We start from the raw sequence: 20,933 nt of genomic DNA, 5'->3' as shown, positions 1-20,933 counted from the left end.
GGACGCTGAAGGGCACGGAGTCGATAGAATCCAGGCAACTCCTCCGCGACCTGTGGCCATGGCCAGATCCCCGCTCCGCTGCCTGCTGTCGCGCCTGCGTCCTCTGGCCTTGTCCGCTGTCCTGCTGTTCGGCATCTGGCCTGCGCTGGCGCGCACACCGGAAGCACCGGACTGGCAACCCACCACGCCCGCGTTCGGGCGCGCACAGAAGGCATTGCTGGACAGCCAGATCAATGCCCTGGCCGCGCAGCGACCGGGCGTCACCGACCTGTACGTGTTGGGCGTGGCCGGGGATGTCGATGAAGACGTCTTCCGCAACGAAGTGCTGTACCTGCGCCAACTGTCGGCCCAACGCTGGGATGCCGAAGGCCGCATGCTCAGCCTGGTCAATCACCCCGATACGCGCGCCGGGGCGCAGGCACAACCGCTGGCGACCTACCAGAGCATTGGCTACGCGCTTGATGCGCTAGGCCAGCGACTGGACCCCAAGGAGGACGTGCTGCTGGTCTACCTGAGCAGCCATGGCCTGGACGACAGCAGCTTCTACCTGCATACCGGACCGGGCCAGGAGGACTACCTCACGCCCGGGGACCTGGCCGAATCATTGAACGAAGCGGGGATCGGAAACGCGGTGATCGTGGTCTCCGCCTGCTACTCCGGCGGCTTCATCCCCGCCCTGAAAGCCCCCAACCGGATGATCATCACCGCGGCGCGCCACGACCGTCCCTCCTTCGGCTGCGGCAACACCGACAGTGCCACCTGGTTCGGGCGTGCCTTCCTGGTGGAAGCGATGAACGCCACCAGCGATTTCGCCGATGCCTTCTCGCGTGCCAGCGCCACCGTGCGCGAGCGTGAAAAGGAAGAAGGCGAGTTGCCATCCGAACCCCAGCTCGATGCCGGCAAACGCGTCAGCAGCGTGCTCGGCAAATGGCGGCTGGGCCTGCCAGAGACGGCCGCCGTGCCCTACCCGTACGTGCATGTGCCGCGGGCCCCGACGGGCGCGCTACGCACCAAGGCACCGGCTGACGGTCGCGCCAACAAGAACGGCTTGTAGGCGGCCGGTGGGCATCCAGATGCACAGGGCCGCGGCATGCAGGGGTTTGGCACTGCCGGCGAAGCACTGCAATGGGGTTCGCAATCGAGGTCGCTGCTACCGTGGCTTCAGCGACGCATGGCTTCGGTAGCCTCGCTGACGGCGGAGGCCGGCAGTACGGTGATCGGGCTGGCCCGCTCCGCAGGTGCCACCAACGTCACCGACGTCGCCGCGATCGCGGTGACGCTGCCGTCGGCGTCGCCACGCGACACCGGATGCCCGGTACTGCGCGGCTGGTCGGCAGCCTGCGCCTGGGGCAACTCGACCACCCGCCCGCGCACGGTCACCCGGTCGCCGGTCCGTACCCGCGAACCCAGCCGCATCGTGTACTCGGCGTCGGCCGGCATGTTGATCGACGTGTCGTAACCCTGGTCGAGCACGAACACCCCGTCGGACGTGGCCGGATTACCATCGCCTTCGTCCTGGATGAACCAGCCTATCGGCGGCGCGGCGCTGCCTACTCCCTCACCCAGGGTTTCCTTCATTTCCTGGCCGACGTCATCGCTGTCACCCATCAGGTTGCGCACGACCACGCCCTCGACGAGCACATCGCTACCCAGCAGCGGACTGACGGCTCCGGTGCCCTGCACCGCGCCGATCAGCTTGCGTGCCGGATCGATGGGTTCGACCACCGTCTCGGTCGCAGGCAACGAACAGGCGCTGCTGGCCAGCATCCATGCCATCAGGGTGACGCACTTCACTTCCTTGTTGCGCATGCTCTTTTCTCTTGCGGTGCGGGTACTGGAATGGTGAAGGGTACGGGATTTGGCGGGGCACTCCCTTGCCGTTGAGGGCGCCGCGCGGAGCAGGCCGTGCGTGCGTCGCGGCCGGGGCGGTTCCTGCCGAGCGGCCCCGCCCATTGGCGTGTTCGTCGTCAGGGACTGGCGGACTGCAGGTGGTAACCGGTGGTGGCGGTATAAGACTTGCCGTTCAAGGTGGTGCGCACTTCGACGGTGTGCTCGCCCTCGGCCAGCCCGGTCGGCAGCGCGGCGCGCCACAGGTGCGTGGAGGGCACGGCTTCGGGGGAGCGATCGTAGCCGCGCAGCGTTTCGGCCAGGTCGTCGGCGATGTTCTCCACCAGCAGCCGCGGGTCGGGCTGGCGGACCTGCTTCATCGCCTGCCACTGGCCACCGTCGACACGGAAATCCACCGGCAGCCCGTCGTGGCCCATGAACACGTTGGCGTACACACCCCAGGCCGGATAAGCGCCCTGGCGCAGCACCTTGGGCGCATGCAGCGCGATCTGATGGTCCGCCGGCGCACGCGCGACCCGGTACTCGACGCTGTACTGCCCATGCGGCTGCACGTTGAGCAGGCCGTAGCCGTTGGGCGTGCCGTCGGCCATGGTCGTATCGGGGATGCCCTGCGCATCCTTCACGCCGGACCAGAACGCGCCGCAGGCGGCGCCGACGTTGTATTCGTGCAACGGACGCGCCCCCTTCCACCCCTGCGCGGCCGACCAGAACACCTGGCTCTGGTTGTGGGTGTGTCCGCTGAGGATCAGCGGGTGCTCCACCTTCTCCAACAGGGCGAACAGGCGGGCGCGGTCCTGCTCACGGAAGACGTGGTCGAACAGCGGGATATGGAGGCCAAGCACGACCAGCTTGTCGCGGCCAACCGTGGGCAGGTAGCGCTCCAGGAAGGCGAACTGGTCCTCGCGCAGGCCGCCAATGTAGGCCGGCTTCTGCCCGGGTTGGGCAAGGATGTCGTCCAGCCCGATGAACACCATCGATGCCTCTTCCCAGGCGTAGGTGTCCGGCCCGAGGTAACGGTGGTAACTGGCCAGCGACGTCGCATCACTGCTCGCGCCGATGTCCATGTCGTGATTGCCGGGAACATGCAGCCACGGCACGCCGAGCGACGTCACCGCACGGGTGAGCGCCGGATACAGCGAGGGATCGTCATTGGTGACATCCCCCAGCGTCATCCCGAGCCGCGCCTGATGCTTGCCACGCAGTGGCTCGATGATGTCGCGCTCGAAATAGCCCACGTCCAGCGCACTGCCGGTCTGGCTGTCGGCCATGACCAGCGCCTGGAAGCTGTCCGGCGCGTCCGGCTGCGGCACCAGTGCAAACGGCCTGCACTGCCCACCCTGCCCATCACGCGGGCGCCAGATGTCCGGCAACCCATCAGCACGGGCGGCCGCAGCGTAGCCGGCAGGCTTGATGACGAAGATGTTCGGTTGCGTGGAGGCCGGGAGCTGATAACGGCCAGCCGTGTCGGTCAAGGCGATGTGCTCGCCATCGGAAATCCTGATGCCGGCCAGCGGCGTTTCGCCCGCATCCTGCCTGCCGTTGCCGTTCGCATCGGCGAAGACACTGCCGCTGCCGCAGGAGGCGGCCGCCACGAACGGCGCACCGGCCAGCAACAGGCCGGTCAACAGGGAATGACGCATGGAATCCTCGGCGGGCGGATGATGTACGGACCTCCATTATCGCCCCGGCGTTGCGACAGCGGCATGGCGGAAACTGGCGGCCGACGGGAGGAGACCGTTGCCGCAGGGAGTGCCGGCCAGGCGGAGAGAGAGCCTGGCCGGGCTTCATCCCCGCCCGCGTTTGCCGGGCCCTCCCTCAGCCGTACCGGCGGGAGGACCTGCATCATTGCTTCAGCCGGCCGCCTTCTCCACGGCCTTGGCGTGGCGCGTCTCCAGCACGGCCACCGCATCCTCCAGCGACAGGCCGCGCGAGCGCAGCAGCACGATCAGGTGGAACAGCAGGTCGGCCGACTCGCCGAGCAGGTCTTCGTCACGCTGCACGACACCGGCCAGCGCCGTTTCCACGCCCTCCTCGCCCACTTTCTGCGCGATATGGCGCGGGCCCTTCTCGAACAGCTGGGTGGTGTAGCTGTTGAGCGGGCGGTCGTGCTCGCGCTGCTTGACCAGTGCGTCCAGCGCGCCGAGGAAATTGCCGGGCGTGGCGCCAAAGCAGCTGGTGGCACCGGTATGGCAGGTCGGCCCGTGCGGGCGCACGCTGACCAGCAGTGTGTCGGCGTCGCAATCGGTACGGATCTCGACCAGCTCCAGGTGGTTCCCCGAGGTTTCCCCCTTCGTCCACAGCCGCTGCTTGCTGCGACTGAAGAACGTGACCCTGCCGCTCGCCCGGGTCTTGTCCAGGGCATCGCGGTCCATGTAGCCCAGCATCAGCACGCGCAGCGTCGCCGCATCCTGGATGATGGCCGGCATCAGCCCGTCAACCTTGGCCCAATCCAGCGTGGCCGGGTCGACCGGCGTGAAATCAGTAGACATCCCTTACCTCGATCTGTTGTTCGCGCAGGAACTGTTTCAGTTCCGGAATGGCGATGGCGCCGGAGTGGAAGACACTGGCGGCCAGGGCCCCGTCCACGTCAGCCTGTTCGAACACGTCGGCAAAGTGCTGTGGCGTCCCGGCACCGCCGGAGGCGATCAACGGCACCGTGCTCACCGCCCGGGCCTGGCGCAACTGGGCAATATCGTAGCCCCTGCGCACGCCGTCGCTGTCCATGCAGTTCAGCACGATTTCACCTGCGCCGCGCTGCTGTACTTCACGCACCCAGTCCAGCGTCAACCGTGCCTCGGCGCGGGTCTTGGCCGGGTCGCCGGTGTAGGAACGCACCCGCCATTGGCCGTCGGGCTCGCGGATGGAGTCGATGCCGACCACCACGCATTGCTCGCCGAAAGCCTCGGCCAGCGCCTCGATCAGCGCCGGGTGCTCCAGCGCCGGGGTGTTGATGGAGATCTTGTCCGCGCCGGCATGCAGCACCGCGCGGGCGGTCTCGACGTCTCGGATGCCTCCGGCCACGCAGAAGGGGATGTCGATCAGACGGGCGACGCGTTCGATCCAGGCCCGGTCCACCGAGCGCCCTTCCGGGCTAGCGGAAATGTCGTAGAACACCAGCTCGTCGGCGCCAGCGTCGCGGTAGCGCAATGCCAGCTCGGTGATGTCGCCCATGTCGACATGGTCACGGAACCTGACGCCCTTGACCACACGGCCTTCGCGCACGTCCAGGCAGGGAATGATGCGGCGGCTCAACATGCCAGGGCCTCGTCGAGTTGCAGCCGGCCTTCCAACAAGGCCTTGCCCAGCACGGCGCCACCGCAACCGGCCACCTTGGCCGCGTGCACGTCGGCGACGTCACGCACACCGCCGGAAGCCTGCACCGCCACCCCGGGCAGCAGTTGCACCAGGTGCGCGTACAGGTCGATGTTGGGACCGGTCAGCATGCCGTCACGGGAAATGTCGGTGCACAGCAGGTGTTTCATGCCGGCACGGGCATAGCGCTGGGCCAGTGCATCCAGGGTGACGTCGGCGGTCTCGGTCCAACCATGTACCGGCAGGCGCCAGACGCCGTCCTCGCCCTGACGGGTATCCAGGGCGATGGTCAGGTGCTCGGGACCGAACTCGGACAACCACGCCAATACGTCGTCCGGCTCGCGCACCGCCAGTGAACCGATCACCACGCGGCTGGCGCCGGCATCCAGGATGCGCGCCACGTCGTCGCGACCGCGCACGCCACCGCCGGTCTGCACCTTCAGTGTGGTGGTCGAGGCGATCTGCGCGAGCAGCGCTGCCAACGTGTAGCCGCCGGCCTTGGCTGCATCCAGGTCGACCAGATGCATCCAACACGCGCCGGCGGCGGCGAAGGCCTGCGCACGCGGCAGCGCGTCGTCGCCATAGGTGGTCTGTTGGGCGTAGTCGCCCTGCAGCAGGCGCACGACGCTGCCATTGCGGATGTCCAGCGCGGGATAGACGGTGAAACTCATGGGAAGTCGGTCTCGATGAAATTGCGCAGGAGGCGGGCGCCGGCGCCGGCGGAGCGCTCCGGGTGGAACTGCGCGCCGCACAGGCGGCCGCGCTGGACCACGGCGGTGAACAACCCGCCGTGATGGCAGGCCGCGACCGTGTCCGATGTCACCGGTGCGGCATAGCTGTGTACGAAGTAGGCACTGGCACCGACGGGGACGCCGTCCAGCAAGGGCGACTCGCGCAGTGCCAACAATTTGTTCCATCCCATGTGCGGCACGCGTACGCCCACGCCCGGATGCAGGCGACGGACCACGCCGGGCAACAGTCCCAGACAGTCGACCTTGCCCTCTTCCGATGCCTCGAACAGCAGCTGCATGCCCAGGCAGATGCCCATCAGCGGTACCTGCAAAGTGCGCAGCGGCTCGACCAGGCCCTGCGCGTGCAGCCGGCGCATGCCTTCGGCGGCGGCGCCGACGCCGGGCAGGATCACCCGCGGCACGCCAACCAGGTCTTCGGCGGTGCGCACCATGCACACCGTCTGCCCCAGCCGCTCCAGCGCATAGCGCACCGAGCCGAGGTTGGCACCGCCGGCATCGACCAGGCCGATCGCGCTCACAGCGCCCCCTTGGTCGAGGGCAGCTCGGTGCCTTCGCGGCGGATGGCCTGGCGCAGGGCACGGGCCAATGCCTTGAAGCAGGCTTCGACCTTGTGGTGGTCGTTGTCGCCTTCCACCTTGAGGTTGAGGTTCAGCCCGGCCGCGTCGCACAGGGAGCGGAAGAAGTGCGGCACCAGCTCGGTGGGCATGTCCCCTACCCGCTCGCGCTTGAAGTCACCCTTGAACACGAAGTACGGGCGGCCACTGAAGTCCAACGCGGCGCTGGCCAGGGTCTCGTCCATCGGCAGCGTGAAGCCATAGCGACCGATACCACGCTTGTCGCCCAGCGCATCACGCAAGGCCTGGCCCAATGCCAGGCCGGTGTCCTCGATGGTGTGGTGCTCATCGATATGCAGGTCGCCCTTGGCTTCGACTTCAAGCGCGAAGCCGCCGTGGCGGCCGATCTGGTCGAGCATGTGGTCGAAGAACGGCAGGCCGGTGCTGATCTTCGCCGTGGCCACGGTGTCCAGGTCCACGAACACGCGGATCCGGGTTTCCTTGGTGTCGCGCTGCACGGTGGCGCGGCGCGGTGCATCGGCCAGCTCATGGGCGATGCCGTCCCAATCCCACTCGCCGCCGAACTGGTCGGTGCGCAGCTGGAAGCCACGGATCTTCAAGTTGTCGGCGAACTGGATGTCGGTGGGACGGTCGCCCACCATGCCCGAGCGCGCCCAGTCGATACCCCGGTCCTGCAGGTACGGCAGCATCATGCCGATGCCCGGCTTGCGGTTGGGGCTGTTGTCGTGCGGCCAGCTCGGGTCGATCAGCACGTCGCGGAAGACGATGCCCTGGCTGGCGAAGATCTGCAGCATCAGGTTGTTCGGGCCGTCGAAGCGCTCCTGCGGGTAGCCTTCGCTGCCCAACCCATCCTGGTTGGAGACGATGACGAACTGGTAGCCGGCATCACGCAGCTTGAGCATCGCCGGGATGACGTTCTTCACCAGACGCAGCTTTTCGTAGGCGTCGATCTGGAAATCGGCCGGCTCTTCGATCAGGGTGCCGTCACGATCGACGAACAGGATGGGGGTCATGTAACGGGCTCCAGCGTGGCGAGGGCGTCGAGGACGCGGTCATTCTGTTCGGGCGTTCCCACGGTGATGCGCAGCGCATCGTGCAGTTGCGGCGCGGCGCGCTGGTCGCGCACCACCACCCCGGCGCGCAGCAGCGCCTGGAAGGCGGCTTCGGCGTCGATGAAGCGCACCAGCAGGAAGTTCGCGTCGGAGGCATACACCTTGCGCACATGCCCCTGCAGCGACAGCGCCATGCGCAGGCGGTCGCGCTCGCTGCGTACGGTGGCAATGCGCGCGCGGGTCTGCTGCAGCGCCTGCTCACCCAATCCCGCCAACGCCAGCGCCGAGCATGGGGTCGGAACGGGATACGGCGCCTGGCAGCGGCGCAACACCGCGATCAGGCCGGAATCGGCGATGACGCAGCCAATCCGCGCTGCCGCCAGAGCGTGGGCCTTGGACAGGGTCCGCAGTACCGCGACGTTGTCATGGCCTGCCAGCAGGCGCGTCGCCGAGGGCGTGTCGGCGAACTCGGCATACGCTTCGTCAACCACCACCAGCGCCTGGCCGCGCAGGGCCTCGGCCACCCGCTCCACCTGCGCCAGCGGGATGCTCAACCCGGCCGGGTTGGACGGCGAGCACAGGAACACCAGCTTGGCGCCGCCTTGTCTGGCGGTGGTGATGATGGCGTCGATGTCCGGCACGAAGCCCGCCGCGGAGTCCTGCAACGGCACCTCCAGTGCGGGCGCGTTCTGCAGGCGGGCACTGACCGCATACATGCCGAACACCGGCGGGGTATACAGCACCGCATCGCGGCCCGGCACGCACAGCGCACGTACCAGCAGGTCGATGACCTCGTCGCTGCCACGCCCGATCAGCAACTGCTCCGGCGCACAGTCGTACAACGTCGCCAGCCGTTCGCGCAGCGCCTGCGGTTGCGGGTCCGGATAGCGCCGACAACTGGCCAGGGGGTCGCCCGGGTTGGCCCACGCCGATTCATTGGCGTTGAGCCAGATCTCGCCGTCGAGCTTGGCGCTGCGCGCCGAGGAATAGCCGGTGAAGCCACGCAGGTCATCGCGTACAAGGTCGAGCACGCTGCTCACGGCGTCACTCCCAGCCGCAGGGCGACGGCGTTGGCGTGCGCGCCCAACCCTTCCGCCCGCGCCAGCGTCAAGGCGCATGGACCGATATTGGCAATGCCCTCGGCACTGGCCGCCTGCACGCTGATCTGGTTCTGGAAGCTGGCGACGCTGACACCGCTGTAGGCGCGCGCGGCGCCGGCGGTCGGCAGGACGTGGTTGGTGCCGGAGCAATAGTCACCCAACGCTTCCGGCGTGTAGTCCCCCATGAACACCGAACCGGCGGCCTCGACCTGTTCCAGCCAGCGGCGCGGTTCGCGCAGGGCCAGGATCAGGTGTTCCGGTGCGTAGCGGTTGGAGATGGCGAACGCCTGGGCGATCGAATCGACCTTGATCAACAGCGAAGCCGCCAGCGCCTGCCGGGCAATGCCCTCGCGCGCCAGCTGCGCCACCTGGGCCTCCACCTCGTCCTGCACGGCGGCGATCAGCGCAGCGTCGTCGCTGAGCAGCAGCACCTGCGAATCCGGGCCATGTTCGGCCTGCGACAGCAGGTCGGCCGCGACGAAGGCGGGATTGGCGCCGGCATCGGCGATCACCAGCACTTCGGATGGCCCGGCCGGCATGTCGATGGCCGCCGCACCGGCCTGCGCAACCTGCTGCTTGGCCTCGGTGACGTAGCTGTTGCCCGGGCCGAACAACTTGTCGCAGGACGGGACGGTATCGGTGCCGTATGCCATCGCCGCAATCGCCTGCGCTCCGCCGATCTTGTAGACCCGGTGCACACCGGTCAGGCGAGCGGCCACCAGCACCGCCGGGTCGGCACTGCCGTCCTTGCGCGGCGGCGTGCACAGCACCACTTCGCGGCAGCCGGCCAGGCGCGCCGGCACCCCGAGCATCAACGCGGTCGATGGCAGCGGCGCGCTGCCGGCCGGCACGTACAGGCCGACGCGACCGATCGGGCGAATCATTTTCTCGCAGACCACGCCCGGTGCGGTTTCCACCGCGTAGGGGCGAGCCATGCCGGCGCGGTGATAGGTATCGATGCGATCGGCCGCCTGCTGCATGGCGATGCGCAGCTCGGCCGGCACCGCCAGCTCGGCGGCCGCAAACTCGGATTCACCAACCTCAAAGCGCTCCGGTGCCACCCCGTCGAAACGGGCACTGATCTCGCGCAGGGCCACGTCGCCGTCCTCGCGCACCTGTGTGATCAACCCGGTGACCGACGCCCGGGTCTGCTCGGCCACCGCCTGCACCGGGCGGGTCAAGGCGCGGGCCTGGCCGTCAGCGTCCAGCGCATTCCAGTCGAGGATGTTCATACCAGCGACTTCTCCACGGCCAGCACCATCAAACCCTGAGCGCCGGCGCGCTCCAGCTCCTCCAGCCGTTGCCAGCTCAGCGCCCCGTTGCACATGGTCTGCAGCCGCACCGCGCTGCCACTACCCGGCAGGCGCAGCAGCGGTTCGGCGTCGGGCAACAGGCGCGCCAGCGCGTCCACGCGCTCCTCGGCGGCGCTGAACATCAGCAGCTTCTGGTCCTGCACCTTGGTCAGGCCATCCAGGCGGCGCAACAGCATCGCCATCAGGCCGGCACGGGCGTCATCGAGTTCATTGACCGGGCCGGCCAGCACCGCCTCGCTTTCGAGCAGGGTCTCCACCGGCTTGAGCTGGTTGGCCGCCAGGGTCGCGCCGCTGGATACCAGATCGCAGATCAGCTCGGCGGTCCCCAGCTTCGGCGCGATCTCCACCGAGCCGGACAGCTCGACCACCTGCGCATCCACGCCCTTTTCCTTCAGCCACGCGCTGAGGACAGCCGGATAGCTGGTGGCGATCCGCTTGCCCTGCAGCATCTGCACGCCCTGCCAGTCCCACTCTTCCGGCACCGCGATCATCAGCCGGCACTGGCCGAAGCCCAGCCCGCGCAGCGATTGGTAGGCATCGGGCAAGCCGATCTGGCGGCGCGCCTTGGCCTGCTCGTCCAGCTCGTTGAGACCCACCACGCCCAGGTCGCAGACACCGTCGGCGATCAGGCCCGGGATGTCGTCATCGCGTACCAGCAGCAGGTCCACCGGCAGCGACTCGCCGAAGCAGAACAGCTTGTCGCGGCTTTGCCGCCAGCTCAGCCCGCAGGCCGCCAGCAGGCTGCGCGCAGGGTCGGCCAGCCGGCCGCTCTTCTGGATGGCGATACGCAACCGGTCACGCGCCGGTGCGGAGGTGGAAGCACTCATTGTTCGGGTCTCAGTTGGATTCGGTCTTGCGCGCAGCCAGGCGCTCGATGGCGGTGAGGTAGCCCCCGGCGCCGTGCTCGAGCGAGCGCGCCACCCGGCCGATGGTGGTCACGCTCACCCCGGTCAGGTCATAGATCTCGCGGTATGGCACGCCCTTGCGCAGCAACGGCACCACCCGCCAGCGGTCGGCCATGGCCTCCAGCTCGGCGGGGGTGCACAGGTCGCGCAGGAAGGCCTGGACGTCCTGCGGCTTGTCCAGCGCGGCCAGCACACGCGCCAGCGCCTTCAACGGGGCATCGGAGGCCTTCTCTTTCTCGGTATCGGGACGTGGCTTCATGACGTATCAATGTATTAGCGTGCTAATACATTAGTCCAAGCGGGCGCGCCGGTCAAACCCGCAACGAAAAAGGCCCCGCGATGCGGGGCCTTTGTTCAGCAGGATCCAGGATTGTCCGGGCCCGAAGGCCCTACCCACTCAGCGCACCATCGCGCGGGCCTGCTCCAGCTCCACCTGCAAAGTGGTGGCCAGCTCGTCACGGGCGACCTCGAACTGCTGTTCACGCAGCAGGTCCTTGACCGCGACCACGCCGCGCGCCAGCTCATCCTCACCGGCCAGCACCACGAAGCGGATGCCCGCCTTGGCGGCGTACTGGAACTGCTTGCCGATCTTCTTCGGCTCCATCTGCACTTCAGTGTTGATGCCACCGGCGCGCAGGCGACGGGCGATGTCCAGCGACTGCGGCATGGCGGCCTCGTCCATCAACGCGACCATGGCCTGCACGCTGCTCTCGGCGATGCCTTCGATCAGGTTGGCCTCGCGCAGCTGCCAGAACAGGCGGGTCAGGCCAATCGAGATGCCCACGCCCGGCAGCTTGGACTTGGTGTAATGGCTGGCCAGGTCCTCGTAGCGGCCGCCCGAGCAGATCGAACCGATCTGCGGGTGGTCGAGCAGCGTGGTCTCGTAGACGGTGCCGGTGTAGTAATCCAGGCCGCGGGCGATGGAGAAATTCAGGCAATACGCCGGTTCCGGCACGCCCAGGCCCTTGACCAGCTCCAGCACCTCGCGCAGCTCGGCGGCACCGGTACGCAGCGATTCGCTGGCCGACTGGCCGGCATCGGCCAGCACCGCGTCCAGCTTGGCCAGCGCATCGGCATGCGATTCCGAACGTACCTCCACGAACGCCAGGATGCGCTCGACGGCATCCACCGGCAGGCCGAAATCCGGGCCCAGCAGGGTTTCACGCACGTAATCGGCACCGCGCTTGTCGAGCTTGTCGACCTCGCGCAGCACCAGTGCCTGCTGCTGCGGGTCAGCCACGCCCTGGGCCTCGAAGAAGCCGCGCATGAACTTGCGGTTGTTCAGCTGCACGGCGAACTTGCCGATGCGCAGCTCGGAGAACACCGCATTGATGACCGCCAGCACTTCGGCGTCATAGCGGATGCTCAGCGCGTCCTTGCCGATCACGTCCACGTCGCACTGGTAGAACTCGCGGAAACGGCCCCGCTGGGCGCGCTCGCCACGGTAGACGCGCTGCATCTGGTAACGACGGAACGGGAACGTCAGGTCGTGCTCATGCTCGGCCACGTAGCGGGCCAGCGGCACGGTCAGGTCGAAGCGCAGCGCCATTTCGGGCAAGCCCTTCTCGCCGGACTCGGCCGCATTGGCCAGCGCGCCGGTGGACTGCACGAAGTACACCTGTCGCTCGGTTTCACCGCCGGACTTGGTCAGCAGCACGTCGGACAGCTCGAACACCGGGGTCTCCACCGGCAGGAACCCGAAGCGCTCGTAGTTGCGGCGGATGACGTCCAGCATGCGCTGGAACGCGATCTGCTCGCGCGGCAGCAATTCCATGATGCCGGGCGGGGTACGGGGCTTGATCACGGGCGAAACTCCTGCAACTCAGTGGGGTGGACGACCGCCAATTCTAGCGCCAGCCCGCCCCGCTGGCCGCATGAAGTATCATTTGCCCCATCTTCCCCTCACCCCTGCCATGTCCCGGTCTGCCCCAGGCTCCGAGCTTTCCCCCGTTTCGTCCGCTGCCCAGGAAAGCAGCGGCGCGCGTGAATGCCTGCATTGTTCGGTCCGGCACCTGTCGGTCTGCTCGGCGCTGTCCTGCGATGAAGTGCATGCGCTGGAGCGGATTACCGTGTCCCTGCCGGTGCCGATGGGGGCCACCCTGGCCCGTTCCGGGGAGCCGCGCACTTATGTCTATACAGTGACCGAGGGCGCGCTGCGCCTGGTGCGGACGCTGGCCGACGGCCGGCGCCAGGTGAATGGGTTCGTGCTGCCGGGCGACTACCTGGGCCTGAGCGGCAGCGACCTGCACCGTTACGACATCGAGGCCATCGCCGACAGCCGGGTCTGCCGGGTGCCGACCACGCAGATGCGCGACCTGCGCCAGCACCACCCGCACCTGGAGCGCAAGCTGCTGCAGCGCGCCTGCCAGGAGCTGGACGCGGCCCAGGACAACGCCCTGGCGCTGGCCCGCCTGCAGCCGCCGGAGCGGCTGGCCGATTTCCTGCTGCGCCTGGCCGCCCGCGAGGCAACCCTCGCCGGCCACAGCAGCAACCGGGTGTCGCTGCCGATGGGCCGCGGCGACATCGCCGACCACCTGGGCCTGACCATGGAAACGGTCAGCCGCACCTTCACCAAGCTGCGCCAGCAGGGCCTGATCGCCCTGCCCCACCTGAACGTGGTGGAGATCCTGGATTTCGCCGAGCTGCAGAAGCTGGCCAACGACGGCGCCTGAGCGCCCCCGCACAGCAGCGCCCCCTGGGCGCGATGCGGGGACGGCCCCGATGCGATCAGCCCGCGCCGGCCAGCAACGTTTCGCGCAGGGCGGCATAGTCCGGCGGGCACGGGTCCGCATGGGCCGGGCGCTTGAGCAGTTCGGCCAAGGCTGGCGGCACCGGCACCTCGCGACCGATCAACGGCTCGACCACCGATTCGAACTTGGCCGGGTGCGCGGTCGCGGCGACTGCCCAATGCGTTTCGGCCGCGGCTTCACCGCTGGCGCGCAACTGCTCCAGCACCTGCACGGCGGTGGCGGTATGCGGGCAGAACACCTCACCGTGATCACGGAAGCGACGGGCAATGGTGTCGCGGATGGTCGCATCGTCCACCGAGCGCGACACGAAGGCCGCACGCAGCGCTGCGTCGTCGCCGGCATACAGCCAACGCAGGCGCTCGAAGTTGCTCGGCGCGCCCACGTCCATCGCATTGGCCAAGGTCGCCACGCTCGCCGTCGGTGCGTACGCGCCGCCGTTGAAATAGTCCGGCAACACCCGGTTGGCGTTGGTCGCCAGCACGATGCGCCCCAACGGCACGCCCAGCGCGCGGGCGATCACCGCCGCCATCGCATTGCCCAGGTTGCCGGTGGGAATGACGAAGTTCAGCGGCGTTCCGTATGCGGCCTGATGGCTGAGCGCGGCATGCGCGTAGTAGCTCATCTGCGGCAGCAGGCGACCGAGACTGATGCTGTTGGCTGAACTCATTGGCACCTGCGCCTGCAGCTCGGCATCGTTGAGTGCCTGTTTGGCCATGGCCTGGCAATCGTCGAATGAACCGGCCACGCGCAGCGCGCGGATGTTGCCGCCCAGGCAGCCCAGCTGGTGCGCCTGGCGCGGCGATACGCGGCCGTCCGGGTACAGCACCACCACCTGCAGGTTGGGCTGGTTGTGGAAGGCGGCAGCCACCGCGGCGCCGGTATCACCGGAGGTCGCCACGATGATGGTCAGCGGGCGCTCCTGCCCGGCGCGCAGCCGTGACAGGCTGGCAGCGAGAAAGCGCGCGCCGAAGTCCTTGAATGCGGCGGTCGGCCCTTGGAACAGCTCCAGCACGTGATCGTTGCCGGTAGCCAGCGGCTGCAGCGGCGCGGGGAAATCAAACGCCTGCGCGCAAATGGAGGGCAGCGCCGCTTCCAGGCCATCGCCGGCGAAGAACGGCTGCAGCAGTTCGGTGGCGGTCGCCGCCAGGCTGTCGCCGGCGCGTAGCGTGCGTGCGGCCGGCATCTGCTGCGGAACGTACAACCCGCCGTCGGGGGCCAGTCCGGCGGCAATCGCCTGGCTGAGCGTGGCCGGCGGAGAGGCATTGCGGGTGGAGATGAAGTTCATTGCGGTTTCCGGAAAATGTCTGTTCGAGTGCGCGTTCAGAGCAGCGCGGCACCGGGACTGTTCAAGGGGGTAACCCAGGCCTGGCTGCCGAAACCCGCCGCGGCAAAGGCCGCCTGCACGTCGGCGGCAGCGGCTTCGGCAGCCAGGCGCGTTTCAAACCATGCAAACACGCTGGGGCCCGCACCGGAGATGCTGGCACCCATCGCACCGGCGTCCAGCGCGGCCTGCTTGGCCGCATCGAAGCCGACGATCAACGGTGCGCGGCGCGGCTCCACCAGCACGTCGGCCAGGCCTGCACGGACCAGCCCGGCATCGCCGGCGTGGCAACCGGCCAGCACCAGGGCCAGGTTGGTGCTCTGCGCGACGAACTCCTTCAGCTCGTACGTGCCCTGCAGGGCGGCGCGGGCACGACGGGTTTCCAACTGCGCGTCGGGATGGACCAGCAGGCTGTGCCAGGCGTCAGGCACCGCCACCGGCACCAGCCGCTCCAGCGTCGACATCACCAGCCCGCCCAGGAACATCGGCCCAAGGTTGTCGCCGTGGCGGCTGCCGCTGGCCACCGCCTCGCCATCCAATGCGTACAGGTACAACTGTTCGCGCGACAACGGCGCGTCGAGCAGCGCATTGGCCGCTACCAGCGCCGCCACGCACGAGGCCGCCGACCCGCCCATGCCGGAACTGAGCGGGATGCCCTTGTCGATCTCGATCTCGAAACCGAACGGCAACGACAGTGCGTCGCGCAACGCGATCAAGGCCGCGCCCGCGGTGTTACGGGGTGCATCGGTTGGCAACGCCACCGCCGTGCCACGGATCGCGCTGATCCGCACTTCGGGCGCATCGATGCGACGCACCGTCACGGTGTCGCCAACGCCGGGCACGGCATACCCCAACAGATCGAACCCGACCGCCACGTTGGCGACCGAGGCCGGTGCGAAGGCACGCGCCTGGCATCGGCCGGAACCCTTCAGCACCGCACTCACAGGCGCGCCCCCTCGCCCGCGGCGACCCGCAGCACGTCGGCAAACACACCGGCCGCGGTGACTTCCGGGCCCGCGCCCGGGCCCTGCACCACCAACGGGTTGTTGCAGTAGCGGCCGGTGGTGAACTGCACCACGTTGTCGGTCAGGCGCAGGTTGGCGAAGGCATGGTCGGCCGGCAGTTCCACCAGTCCCACACTCGGCGCCTGGCCCGGCTTGAACTGGGCCACGTAGCGCAGCACGCAGCCGCGCGAACGTGCATCGGCCAGGCGCTGGGCGAAGGTGGCATCCACCTCCGGCAACGCCGCCATGAAATCCTCGACGCTGGCCTGCTGCAGCGATGCCGGCACCAGGCTTTCCACCGCCACGTCCTCCAGGCTCAGATCGTGGCCAGCCTCGCGGGCAAGAATGACCAGCTTGCGCGCCACGTCGATGCCGGACAGGTCGTCACGCGGGTCCGGCTCGGTGTAGCCCATGCCACGGGCCTGGGTGACCAGTTCGGAGAACGGCACGCTGCCGTCGTACTTGTTGAACAGCCACGCCAGCGTGCCGGAGAAGATGCCGGCGATGGCGGTGACTTCATCGCCGGTATCGACCAGGTCGCGCAGCGTGGTGATGACCGGCAGGCCGGCACCGACCGTGGCCTCGTAGCGGAAGCGCGCGCCGCTGGCCTCGGCCGCCGCGCGGATGGCGTGGTAGCGGGCCAGCGGGCCGGCACCGGCCTGCTTGTTCGGGGTGACCACGTGGATGCCGGCGGCCAGCCAGCCGGCGTAGCGCTCGGCCACTTCCGGGCTGCCGCTGCAGTCCACGATCAGCGTGTGCGGCAGGCGTGCGGAGAGCAGGTGCTCGGTGAACAGGTCCAGGTCGGCCGGCGACCTGGATGCCTCGAACGCCTGTTTCCACTCACCGTGCAGACCACGCTGGTCCAGCAACATGCGCGTGCGCGAGGTGACCGCGCGCAGGCGCAGGTCGAGCTTGGCCTTGGCCAGCAACTGCGGCTGAGCGGTGTTGAGCTGGTCCAGCAAGGCCGCGCCGACGTTGCCCGGCCCGATCACGCCCACCGAGAACGTCTGCGGCGACAGCCAGAAGCCGGCATGCGCGGCGCGCAGTGCCTTGGTCGCGTCACGCGCGTCGATGGCCACCGAGATATTGCGCTCGGACGAGCCCTGCGCGATGGCCAGGATGTTGACGTGCGCCCGGCCCAGCGCTTCGAACAGGCGCGCCGCCACGCCGGGCTGGCCGGCCATGCCATCACCCACCGCCGCCAGCACGCTCACGCCGGTGGTCAGCTGGACGCGCTGCACCTGGCCGGCGGCCAGTTCATGCGAGAACGCCTGTACCAGCGCCTCACGCGCCTGCTCTGCCTCGCCCTGCTTGACCACGCAGCAGATCGAATGCTCGGACGACCCCTGCGAGATCATCACCACCGACACATGCGCGTTGCGCAGCGCCGAGAACACCCGCTCGGCCGTGCCCGGCACGCCGATCAGGCCGGTGCCCTCGACGTTGAGCACGGCCAGGTCCGGGCTCAGGGTCAGGCCCTTGATCGGGCCGGCGCTGGAGCTTTCACCGGTGATGCGGGTCCCCGGGTGATCGGGCTGGAAGGTATTGCGGATGATGATCGGCAGGCCCCGTTCGATGGCCGGCGACATCGTCTGCGGGTGCACCACCTTGGCCCCGAAGTACGCCAGCTCGCAGGCCTCGTCGTAGCTCAAGGCATCCAGCTGCACCGCTTCGGGCACCACCCGCGGGTCGGCCGAGAGCACCCCGTCCACGTCGGTCCAGATGTGCAGTTCGTCCGCTTCGAACAGCGCGGCGAAGATCGCACCGGAGAAGTCGCTGCCATTGCGGCCCAGCGTGGTGATGTGGCCCTTACGGTCACGGGCCACGAAACCGGTCACCACCAGGCGGCGTGCCGGATGCGACTGCCGCCACAGCTCAAGCTTGGCCGCGCTGGACTTCCAGTCCACGTCCACGCCGAGTTCGCCGTGGTTGACCACCAGCACCTCGCGCGCATCGAGCACGTCGCAGTCCTCGCCCAGCGCCTGCAGGTGATGGCCGAGCAGGTGCGCGGAGAACACTTCGCCCAGGCCCTGCACCCGGTCCAGCACTTCCTGCGGCAGTTCGCCGATCACCGCCAATGCGGCCAGCACGTCATGCAGGCGCGCGAAACGCGCATCCAGCCATTCGACGGTGGCGCCGGAGTGCTCACCCAGCAGCGCGGCGGCGGCGGCGCGGTGACGCGCCCGCAGTTCATGCCAACGTTCTTCCCAGTTCGCATCACCCGCGCCGGCCAGCCGCGCCAGTTCGATCAGCGCGTCGGTCACGCCCTTCATCGCCGAGACCACGGTGACCTGCACCTGCTCCTGGCGCGCCAACAGCAGCTGGGCGACATGGCGATAGCGCTCGGCATCGGCGACGGAGGTACCGCCGAATTTATGGACGACGGTACGGACGGCGGCGTCCGCGGCGGGATCGGCAAGTGAAGCGGCAACTGACGACATCGGATCAACCTCGTTGGGAGGCCCCGACACGCATCTGGATGGAGTTCCCCCGCATCCTGATCCGGGTGCGGGGCCGTGGTTTTCGGAAATTACGCGAAGACGACGGGCCGCACCGGGCAAGTGGTGACGGTAATAGTGGTGGTGGTAATCGAGGTCGCCGGGCCCTGCGCGCGGCACGACACACCCCGGTGGGATGGCAGCGGCTGGGCGGTGGTCAGGGCGGCGAACATGCGTTCAAGAAAACACCGATGGTCGGGCCACTGTCAAGTGTTGCAACGCAAAAACCGGTTTGAAGGCATCGTCGGCGAAGCTGTCGTCAAAAGTTGCAAATGTCACGAAGCATCAACTTCGCGCATCGTTCAATGAAGAACCGCGATCCCTTCACCCACTCATTGGTTGCCGTCGCAACCGGCGTTCCGGTACCGCATTCACGCCGCCGCCACAGGCGTTGCGCGTGATCGCATCGAGCGTACCGAACTGCGCGGAATGACCTACGCCGATTCAGCCACTGGCCCGGTCGGACGATGCGCGGCGGCACTCCATACCACGCCAGCCAACAGGCAGGCGGCCGCGACCAGTTCGATCGGCAACGGCCAACGCTGTTGCCACAGGAAGCCGTACAGCAGGCCGAACAGCGTTTCGAACACGATCATCTGCCCCCCCAGGGCCAGCGGCAGCGCCCGGCTGGCCCGGTTCCAGCAGGCGTTGCCCAGGATCGAGGCGAACAAGGCCACCGCCGCCGCGACCGCCCAGAAGCCGGCCCAGTCGTTGCCGCTGTGCGTGCGGCTGTCACCGAGGAACGCCACCGGTGCCAGCAGCAGCGCCAGCGCCCCGGTCGCCACGCCGGTCAGCAGTGACCAGTCGTGCCCGGACAGCTGCGGCACCCTGGCAAGCCAGCGGGTGTTCCAGACCGAGTACGCCGTCCATGACACCAACGCGCCGACACCGCACAACAGGCCGACCACACGCTGCAGCGTGCTGCCGTGCACATGGGTCGAGCCAACCGCCTCGTAACCCATCAGCACCACCCCGGCCACGCACAGCACCAGTGCCGGCGCCAGCCGCGACAGTGGCACCGCGCCAGGCTCCCGCGAGCCGACGACCGCCACCAGTACCGGCACCATGCCCACGATCAACACCGCGGCGGCACCACCGCTCCATTGCACCGAGATGGACAGCAGCACGAAATAGATGAGGTTGCCGAGCAGGCTCAGCCAGGTCAGTGCCGCCCATTCGATCCGACCGATGCTGGCGCGCAGCGCCGGCCAACGCGGCACCAGCAGCACGATGGCGATCAATCCGTAGACCAGATAACGGGCGGCGGCCAGTTGCAGCGGCGAGAAACCGGACAGCATCGCTGGCGCGAGGAACACCACACCCCACAACGCGCCCGAGGCCACGCCGTTGGCAATGCCCACGCCCATCGATCGATTCATCTCGCACCACGCCATCCTTCGGGCCGCGCAGTGTAGGCCCGCGGTCAGGGCGTGTCTTGACCGAAACTACTGGCCTGGGCCCGCCACTGGCGCGGGCCCAATCCGGTTTCCCGGCGCAGCGCACGGGTCAACGCGCTGTGCTCGGAGTACCCGGCCCGCAGCGCGATATCACTGATGCTGGCGTTGCTGCCCTGCAACTGCTGCTTGGCCCAACGCAGCCGCGTTGCCCCTACCCAGGCCAGCGGCGAAAGGCCGAACTCGCGGGCGAACACCGCATGCAGGCGACTGCCACTGACCCCGACTTCGGCCGCCATCCGTGCCACCGTCCAGTCCGCCCCCGGTGTCTGGCGGACCCGCGCGCACAGGGCCTGCAGGCGTGCACCGCTGCCGGCTGGCGCGAACCAGCGCAGCAGCAGTGGCAAGGGGTCATGCCCGGCAGTGTGGCGCGGGTCCTGCAGGTGCTGCAACAGATGGCGCGCATGCCCGGGCAGGGCCAGCCAGGGGACGCGGCGCAGGTGCTCGAGCGTGTCATCGTCCAATGAACCGGGCGGGCAATCGATGATCAGGCAGCAGTTCTCGCCCCGCCCTTCCAATGCATGGATTTCGCCTGCCGCGACGAAGGCGCCCTGCAGCGGATCGAGTCGACCGCCGTGGCCAGAGACCTCGAACTGCAGGTCACCCCGTACGGGCAGCACCCACTGCGAGAAGTCATGGCACTCCTGTCCGGTCGGAACCGGATAACGGCGCAAGTGGCGGGACGTGGCGGACATCGCCGCAGTCTGCATCGCGGCCTTGCCTGCGGCAATCCGCCTTCCGTCGCACGCGCGCAGCCCACGACGCGAGACGCCCTGCGTTCATGGCATCACGAGGCAGCCGAGGCAGTAAGGGGAGGCAATGGCCGCGCCATGCATGGCCAGCAGGGGAACGCTGGCGGCCCCGACACGATTCGAACGTGCGACCTGTCCCTTAGGAGGGGACCGCTCTATCCAGCTGAGCTACGGGGCCTGAAATTGGGTGCCAAGAGTACAGGCAAGCTCGATCAACGACCAGCATTGCGGAGGGTCGACGCATATCCGCATGCTTGAAGAAGGATGCCCTCCAGGCCGAATCACCACGTTCAGCAG

General features: G+C 68.3%; 19 protein-coding genes and 1 tRNA gene. 2 read left to right on the top strand and 18 right to left on the bottom strand.

The window, feature by feature from the left end; all coding sequences use genetic code 11:
- Positions 1 to 58: 58 nt before the first annotated feature.
- Entirely contained in the window at positions 59 to 1,054 is a 996-nt protein-coding gene (locus ATCM_RS03565; RefSeq protein ID WP_132862874.1) for a C13 family peptidase, read from the top strand.
- A gap of 107 nt (positions 1,055 to 1,161) precedes the next feature.
- Here the strand turns inward: ATCM_RS03565 and ATCM_RS03560 are convergent, their stop codons facing one another.
- The 12 genes from ATCM_RS03560 to hisS form a co-directional block, all read right to left on the bottom strand.
- Positions 1,162 to 1,809, bottom strand: a complete 648-nt coding sequence (locus ATCM_RS03560) for a hypothetical protein (protein ID WP_243693947.1) — start codon at positions 1,807 to 1,809, stop codon at positions 1,162 to 1,164.
- 158 nt (positions 1,810 to 1,967) lie between these two features.
- Entirely contained in the window at positions 1,968 to 3,488 is a 1,521-nt protein-coding gene (locus ATCM_RS03555; RefSeq protein ID WP_132862873.1) for a calcineurin-like phosphoesterase C-terminal domain-containing protein, read from the bottom strand.
- Positions 3,489 to 3,698: 210 nt separating this feature from the next.
- Positions 3,699 to 4,337 (bottom strand): bifunctional phosphoribosyl-AMP cyclohydrolase/phosphoribosyl-ATP diphosphatase HisIE, encoded by a 639-nt coding sequence (gene hisIE, locus ATCM_RS03550; RefSeq protein ID WP_132862872.1) that lies wholly within the window; start codon positions 4,335 to 4,337, stop codon positions 3,699 to 3,701.
- Positions 4,327 to 5,103 (bottom strand): imidazole glycerol phosphate synthase subunit HisF, encoded by a 777-nt coding sequence (gene hisF, locus ATCM_RS03545; RefSeq protein ID WP_132862871.1) that lies wholly within the window; start codon positions 5,101 to 5,103, stop codon positions 4,327 to 4,329. Before hisF ends, hisIE begins: the two co-directional genes overlap by 11 nt.
- Positions 5,097 to 5,831 carry a 1-(5-phosphoribosyl)-5-[(5-phosphoribosylamino)methylideneamino]imidazole-4-carboxamide isomerase gene (gene hisA, locus ATCM_RS03540; protein WP_132862870.1) on the bottom strand — a complete coding sequence of 245 codons (735 nt, stop codon included), beginning with the start codon at positions 5,829 to 5,831 and terminating at the stop codon, positions 5,097 to 5,099. Before hisA ends, hisF begins: the two co-directional genes overlap by 7 nt.
- Positions 5,828 to 6,430 carry an imidazole glycerol phosphate synthase subunit HisH gene (gene hisH, locus ATCM_RS03535; RefSeq protein WP_132862869.1) on the bottom strand — a complete coding sequence of 201 codons (603 nt, stop codon included), beginning with the start codon at positions 6,428 to 6,430 and terminating at the stop codon, positions 5,828 to 5,830. Before hisH ends, hisA begins: the two co-directional genes overlap by 4 nt.
- On the bottom strand, positions 6,427 to 7,500 hold the full coding sequence (gene hisB / locus ATCM_RS03530) for a bifunctional histidinol-phosphatase/imidazoleglycerol-phosphate dehydratase HisB (RefSeq protein WP_132862868.1): 1,074 nt from the start codon (positions 7,498 to 7,500) through the stop codon (positions 6,427 to 6,429). The genes hisH and hisB overlap by 4 nt, the downstream gene beginning before the upstream one ends.
- Positions 7,497 to 8,579 carry a histidinol-phosphate transaminase gene (hisC, locus tag ATCM_RS03525; RefSeq protein WP_243693946.1) on the bottom strand — a complete coding sequence of 361 codons (1,083 nt, stop codon included), beginning with the start codon at positions 8,577 to 8,579 and terminating at the stop codon, positions 7,497 to 7,499. The genes hisB and hisC overlap by 4 nt, the downstream gene beginning before the upstream one ends.
- Positions 8,576 to 9,871, bottom strand: a complete 1,296-nt coding sequence (gene hisD, locus ATCM_RS03520) for a histidinol dehydrogenase (protein ID WP_132862866.1) — start codon at positions 9,869 to 9,871, stop codon at positions 8,576 to 8,578. The genes hisC and hisD overlap by 4 nt, the downstream gene beginning before the upstream one ends.
- Positions 9,868 to 10,779, bottom strand: coding sequence for an ATP phosphoribosyltransferase (gene hisG / locus ATCM_RS03515; protein ID WP_132862865.1), 912 nt, complete (start codon positions 10,777 to 10,779; stop codon positions 9,868 to 9,870). The genes hisD and hisG overlap by 4 nt, the downstream gene beginning before the upstream one ends.
- A gap of 10 nt (positions 10,780 to 10,789) precedes the next feature.
- Positions 10,790 to 11,116 (bottom strand): YerC/YecD family TrpR-related protein, encoded by a 327-nt coding sequence (locus ATCM_RS03510; protein WP_132862864.1) that lies wholly within the window; start codon positions 11,114 to 11,116, stop codon positions 10,790 to 10,792.
- Between the two features lie 138 nt (positions 11,117 to 11,254).
- Positions 11,255 to 12,661 carry a histidine--tRNA ligase gene (gene hisS / locus ATCM_RS03505; protein WP_132862863.1) on the bottom strand — a complete coding sequence of 469 codons (1,407 nt, stop codon included), beginning with the start codon at positions 12,659 to 12,661 and terminating at the stop codon, positions 11,255 to 11,257.
- 109 nt (positions 12,662 to 12,770) lie between these two features.
- Here hisS and ATCM_RS03500 point away from each other — a divergent pair, with 109 nt between their 5' ends.
- Complete coding sequence (locus ATCM_RS03500) at positions 12,771 to 13,529, top strand: helix-turn-helix domain-containing protein (protein ID WP_132862862.1); 759 nt, start codon at positions 12,771 to 12,773, stop codon at positions 13,527 to 13,529.
- Between the two features lie 55 nt (positions 13,530 to 13,584).
- Here ATCM_RS03500 and thrC read toward each other — a convergent pair whose 3' ends face one another.
- The 6 genes from thrC to ATCM_RS03470 all read right to left on the bottom strand — a co-directional run bounded on the left by thrC (position 13,585) and on the right by ATCM_RS03470 (position 20,814).
- Positions 13,585 to 14,892: a threonine synthase gene (gene thrC / locus ATCM_RS03495; RefSeq protein WP_132862861.1), complete on the bottom strand. Its 1,308-nt coding sequence runs from the start codon at positions 14,890 to 14,892 to the stop codon at positions 13,585 to 13,587.
- 35 nt (positions 14,893 to 14,927) lie between these two features.
- Positions 14,928 to 15,863 carry a homoserine kinase gene (locus ATCM_RS03490; RefSeq protein WP_132862860.1) on the bottom strand — a complete coding sequence of 312 codons (936 nt, stop codon included), beginning with the start codon at positions 15,861 to 15,863 and terminating at the stop codon, positions 14,928 to 14,930.
- 5 nt (positions 15,864 to 15,868) lie between these two features.
- A complete protein-coding gene (gene thrA, locus ATCM_RS03485; protein WP_132862859.1) occupies positions 15,869 to 18,373 on the bottom strand; it encodes a bifunctional aspartate kinase/homoserine dehydrogenase I in 2,505 nt (834 codons plus the stop codon).
- 491 nt (positions 18,374 to 18,864) lie between these two features.
- A complete protein-coding gene (locus ATCM_RS03480; protein ID WP_132862858.1) occupies positions 18,865 to 19,809 on the bottom strand; it encodes a DMT family transporter in 945 nt (314 codons plus the stop codon).
- Positions 19,810 to 19,853: 44 nt separating this feature from the next.
- On the bottom strand, positions 19,854 to 20,579 hold the full coding sequence (locus ATCM_RS03475) for an AraC family transcriptional regulator (protein ID WP_132862857.1): 726 nt from the start codon (positions 20,577 to 20,579) through the stop codon (positions 19,854 to 19,856).
- Positions 20,580 to 20,737: 158 nt separating this feature from the next.
- Positions 20,738 to 20,814: transfer RNA gene (locus tag ATCM_RS03470), tRNA-Arg, on the bottom strand.
- Positions 20,815 to 20,933: the final 119 nt, after the last annotated feature.

Source organism: Stenotrophomonas sp. ATCM1_4, from assembly GCF_004348115.1.
Taxonomy (GTDB): domain Bacteria; phylum Pseudomonadota; class Gammaproteobacteria; order Xanthomonadales; family Xanthomonadaceae; genus Stenotrophomonas; species Stenotrophomonas capsici.
This window is presented reverse-complemented; position numbering and strand designations above follow the sequence as displayed.

What these genes read in the sequence shown, in the direction of transcription:
- ATCM_RS03565 (WP_132862874.1), top strand. Translation starts at nt 59, where the DNA reads ATGGCCAGATCCCCGCTCCGCTGCCTGCTGTCGCGCCTGCGTCCTCTG.
- ATCM_RS03560 (WP_243693947.1), bottom strand. Translation starts at nt 1,809, where the DNA reads ATGCGCAACAAGGAAGTGAAGTGCGTCACCCTGATGGCATGGATGCTG.
- ATCM_RS03555 (WP_132862873.1), bottom strand. Translation starts at nt 3,488, where the DNA reads ATGCGTCATTCCCTGTTGACCGGCCTGTTGCTGGCCGGTGCGCCGTTC.
- hisIE (WP_132862872.1), bottom strand. Translation starts at nt 4,337, where the DNA reads ATGTCTACTGATTTCACGCCGGTCGACCCGGCCACGCTGGATTGGGCC.
- hisF (WP_132862871.1), bottom strand. Translation starts at nt 5,103, where the DNA reads ATGTTGAGCCGCCGCATCATTCCCTGCCTGGACGTGCGCGAAGGCCGT.
- hisA (WP_132862870.1), bottom strand. Translation starts at nt 5,831, where the DNA reads ATGAGTTTCACCGTCTATCCCGCGCTGGACATCCGCAATGGCAGCGTC.
- hisB (WP_132862868.1), bottom strand. Translation starts at nt 7,500, where the DNA reads ATGACCCCCATCCTGTTCGTCGATCGTGACGGCACCCTGATCGAAGAG.
- hisD (WP_132862866.1), bottom strand. Translation starts at nt 9,871, where the DNA reads ATGAACATCCTCGACTGGAATGCGCTGGACGCTGACGGCCAGGCCCGC.
- hisG (WP_132862865.1), bottom strand. Translation starts at nt 10,779, where the DNA reads ATGAGTGCTTCCACCTCCGCACCGGCGCGTGACCGGTTGCGTATCGCC.
- ATCM_RS03510 (WP_132862864.1), bottom strand. Translation starts at nt 11,116, where the DNA reads ATGAAGCCACGTCCCGATACCGAGAAAGAGAAGGCCTCCGATGCCCCG.
- ATCM_RS03500 (WP_132862862.1), top strand. Translation starts at nt 12,771, where the DNA reads ATGTCCCGGTCTGCCCCAGGCTCCGAGCTTTCCCCCGTTTCGTCCGCT.
- thrC (WP_132862861.1), bottom strand. Translation starts at nt 14,892, where the DNA reads ATGAACTTCATCTCCACCCGCAATGCCTCTCCGCCGGCCACGCTCAGC.
- thrA (WP_132862859.1), bottom strand. Translation starts at nt 18,373, where the DNA reads ATGTCGTCAGTTGCCGCTTCACTTGCCGATCCCGCCGCGGACGCCGCC.
- ATCM_RS03480 (WP_132862858.1), bottom strand. Translation starts at nt 19,809, where the DNA reads ATGAATCGATCGATGGGCGTGGGCATTGCCAACGGCGTGGCCTCGGGC.
- ATCM_RS03475 (WP_132862857.1), bottom strand. Translation starts at nt 20,579, where the DNA reads ATGTCCGCCACGTCCCGCCACTTGCGCCGTTATCCGGTTCCGACCGGA.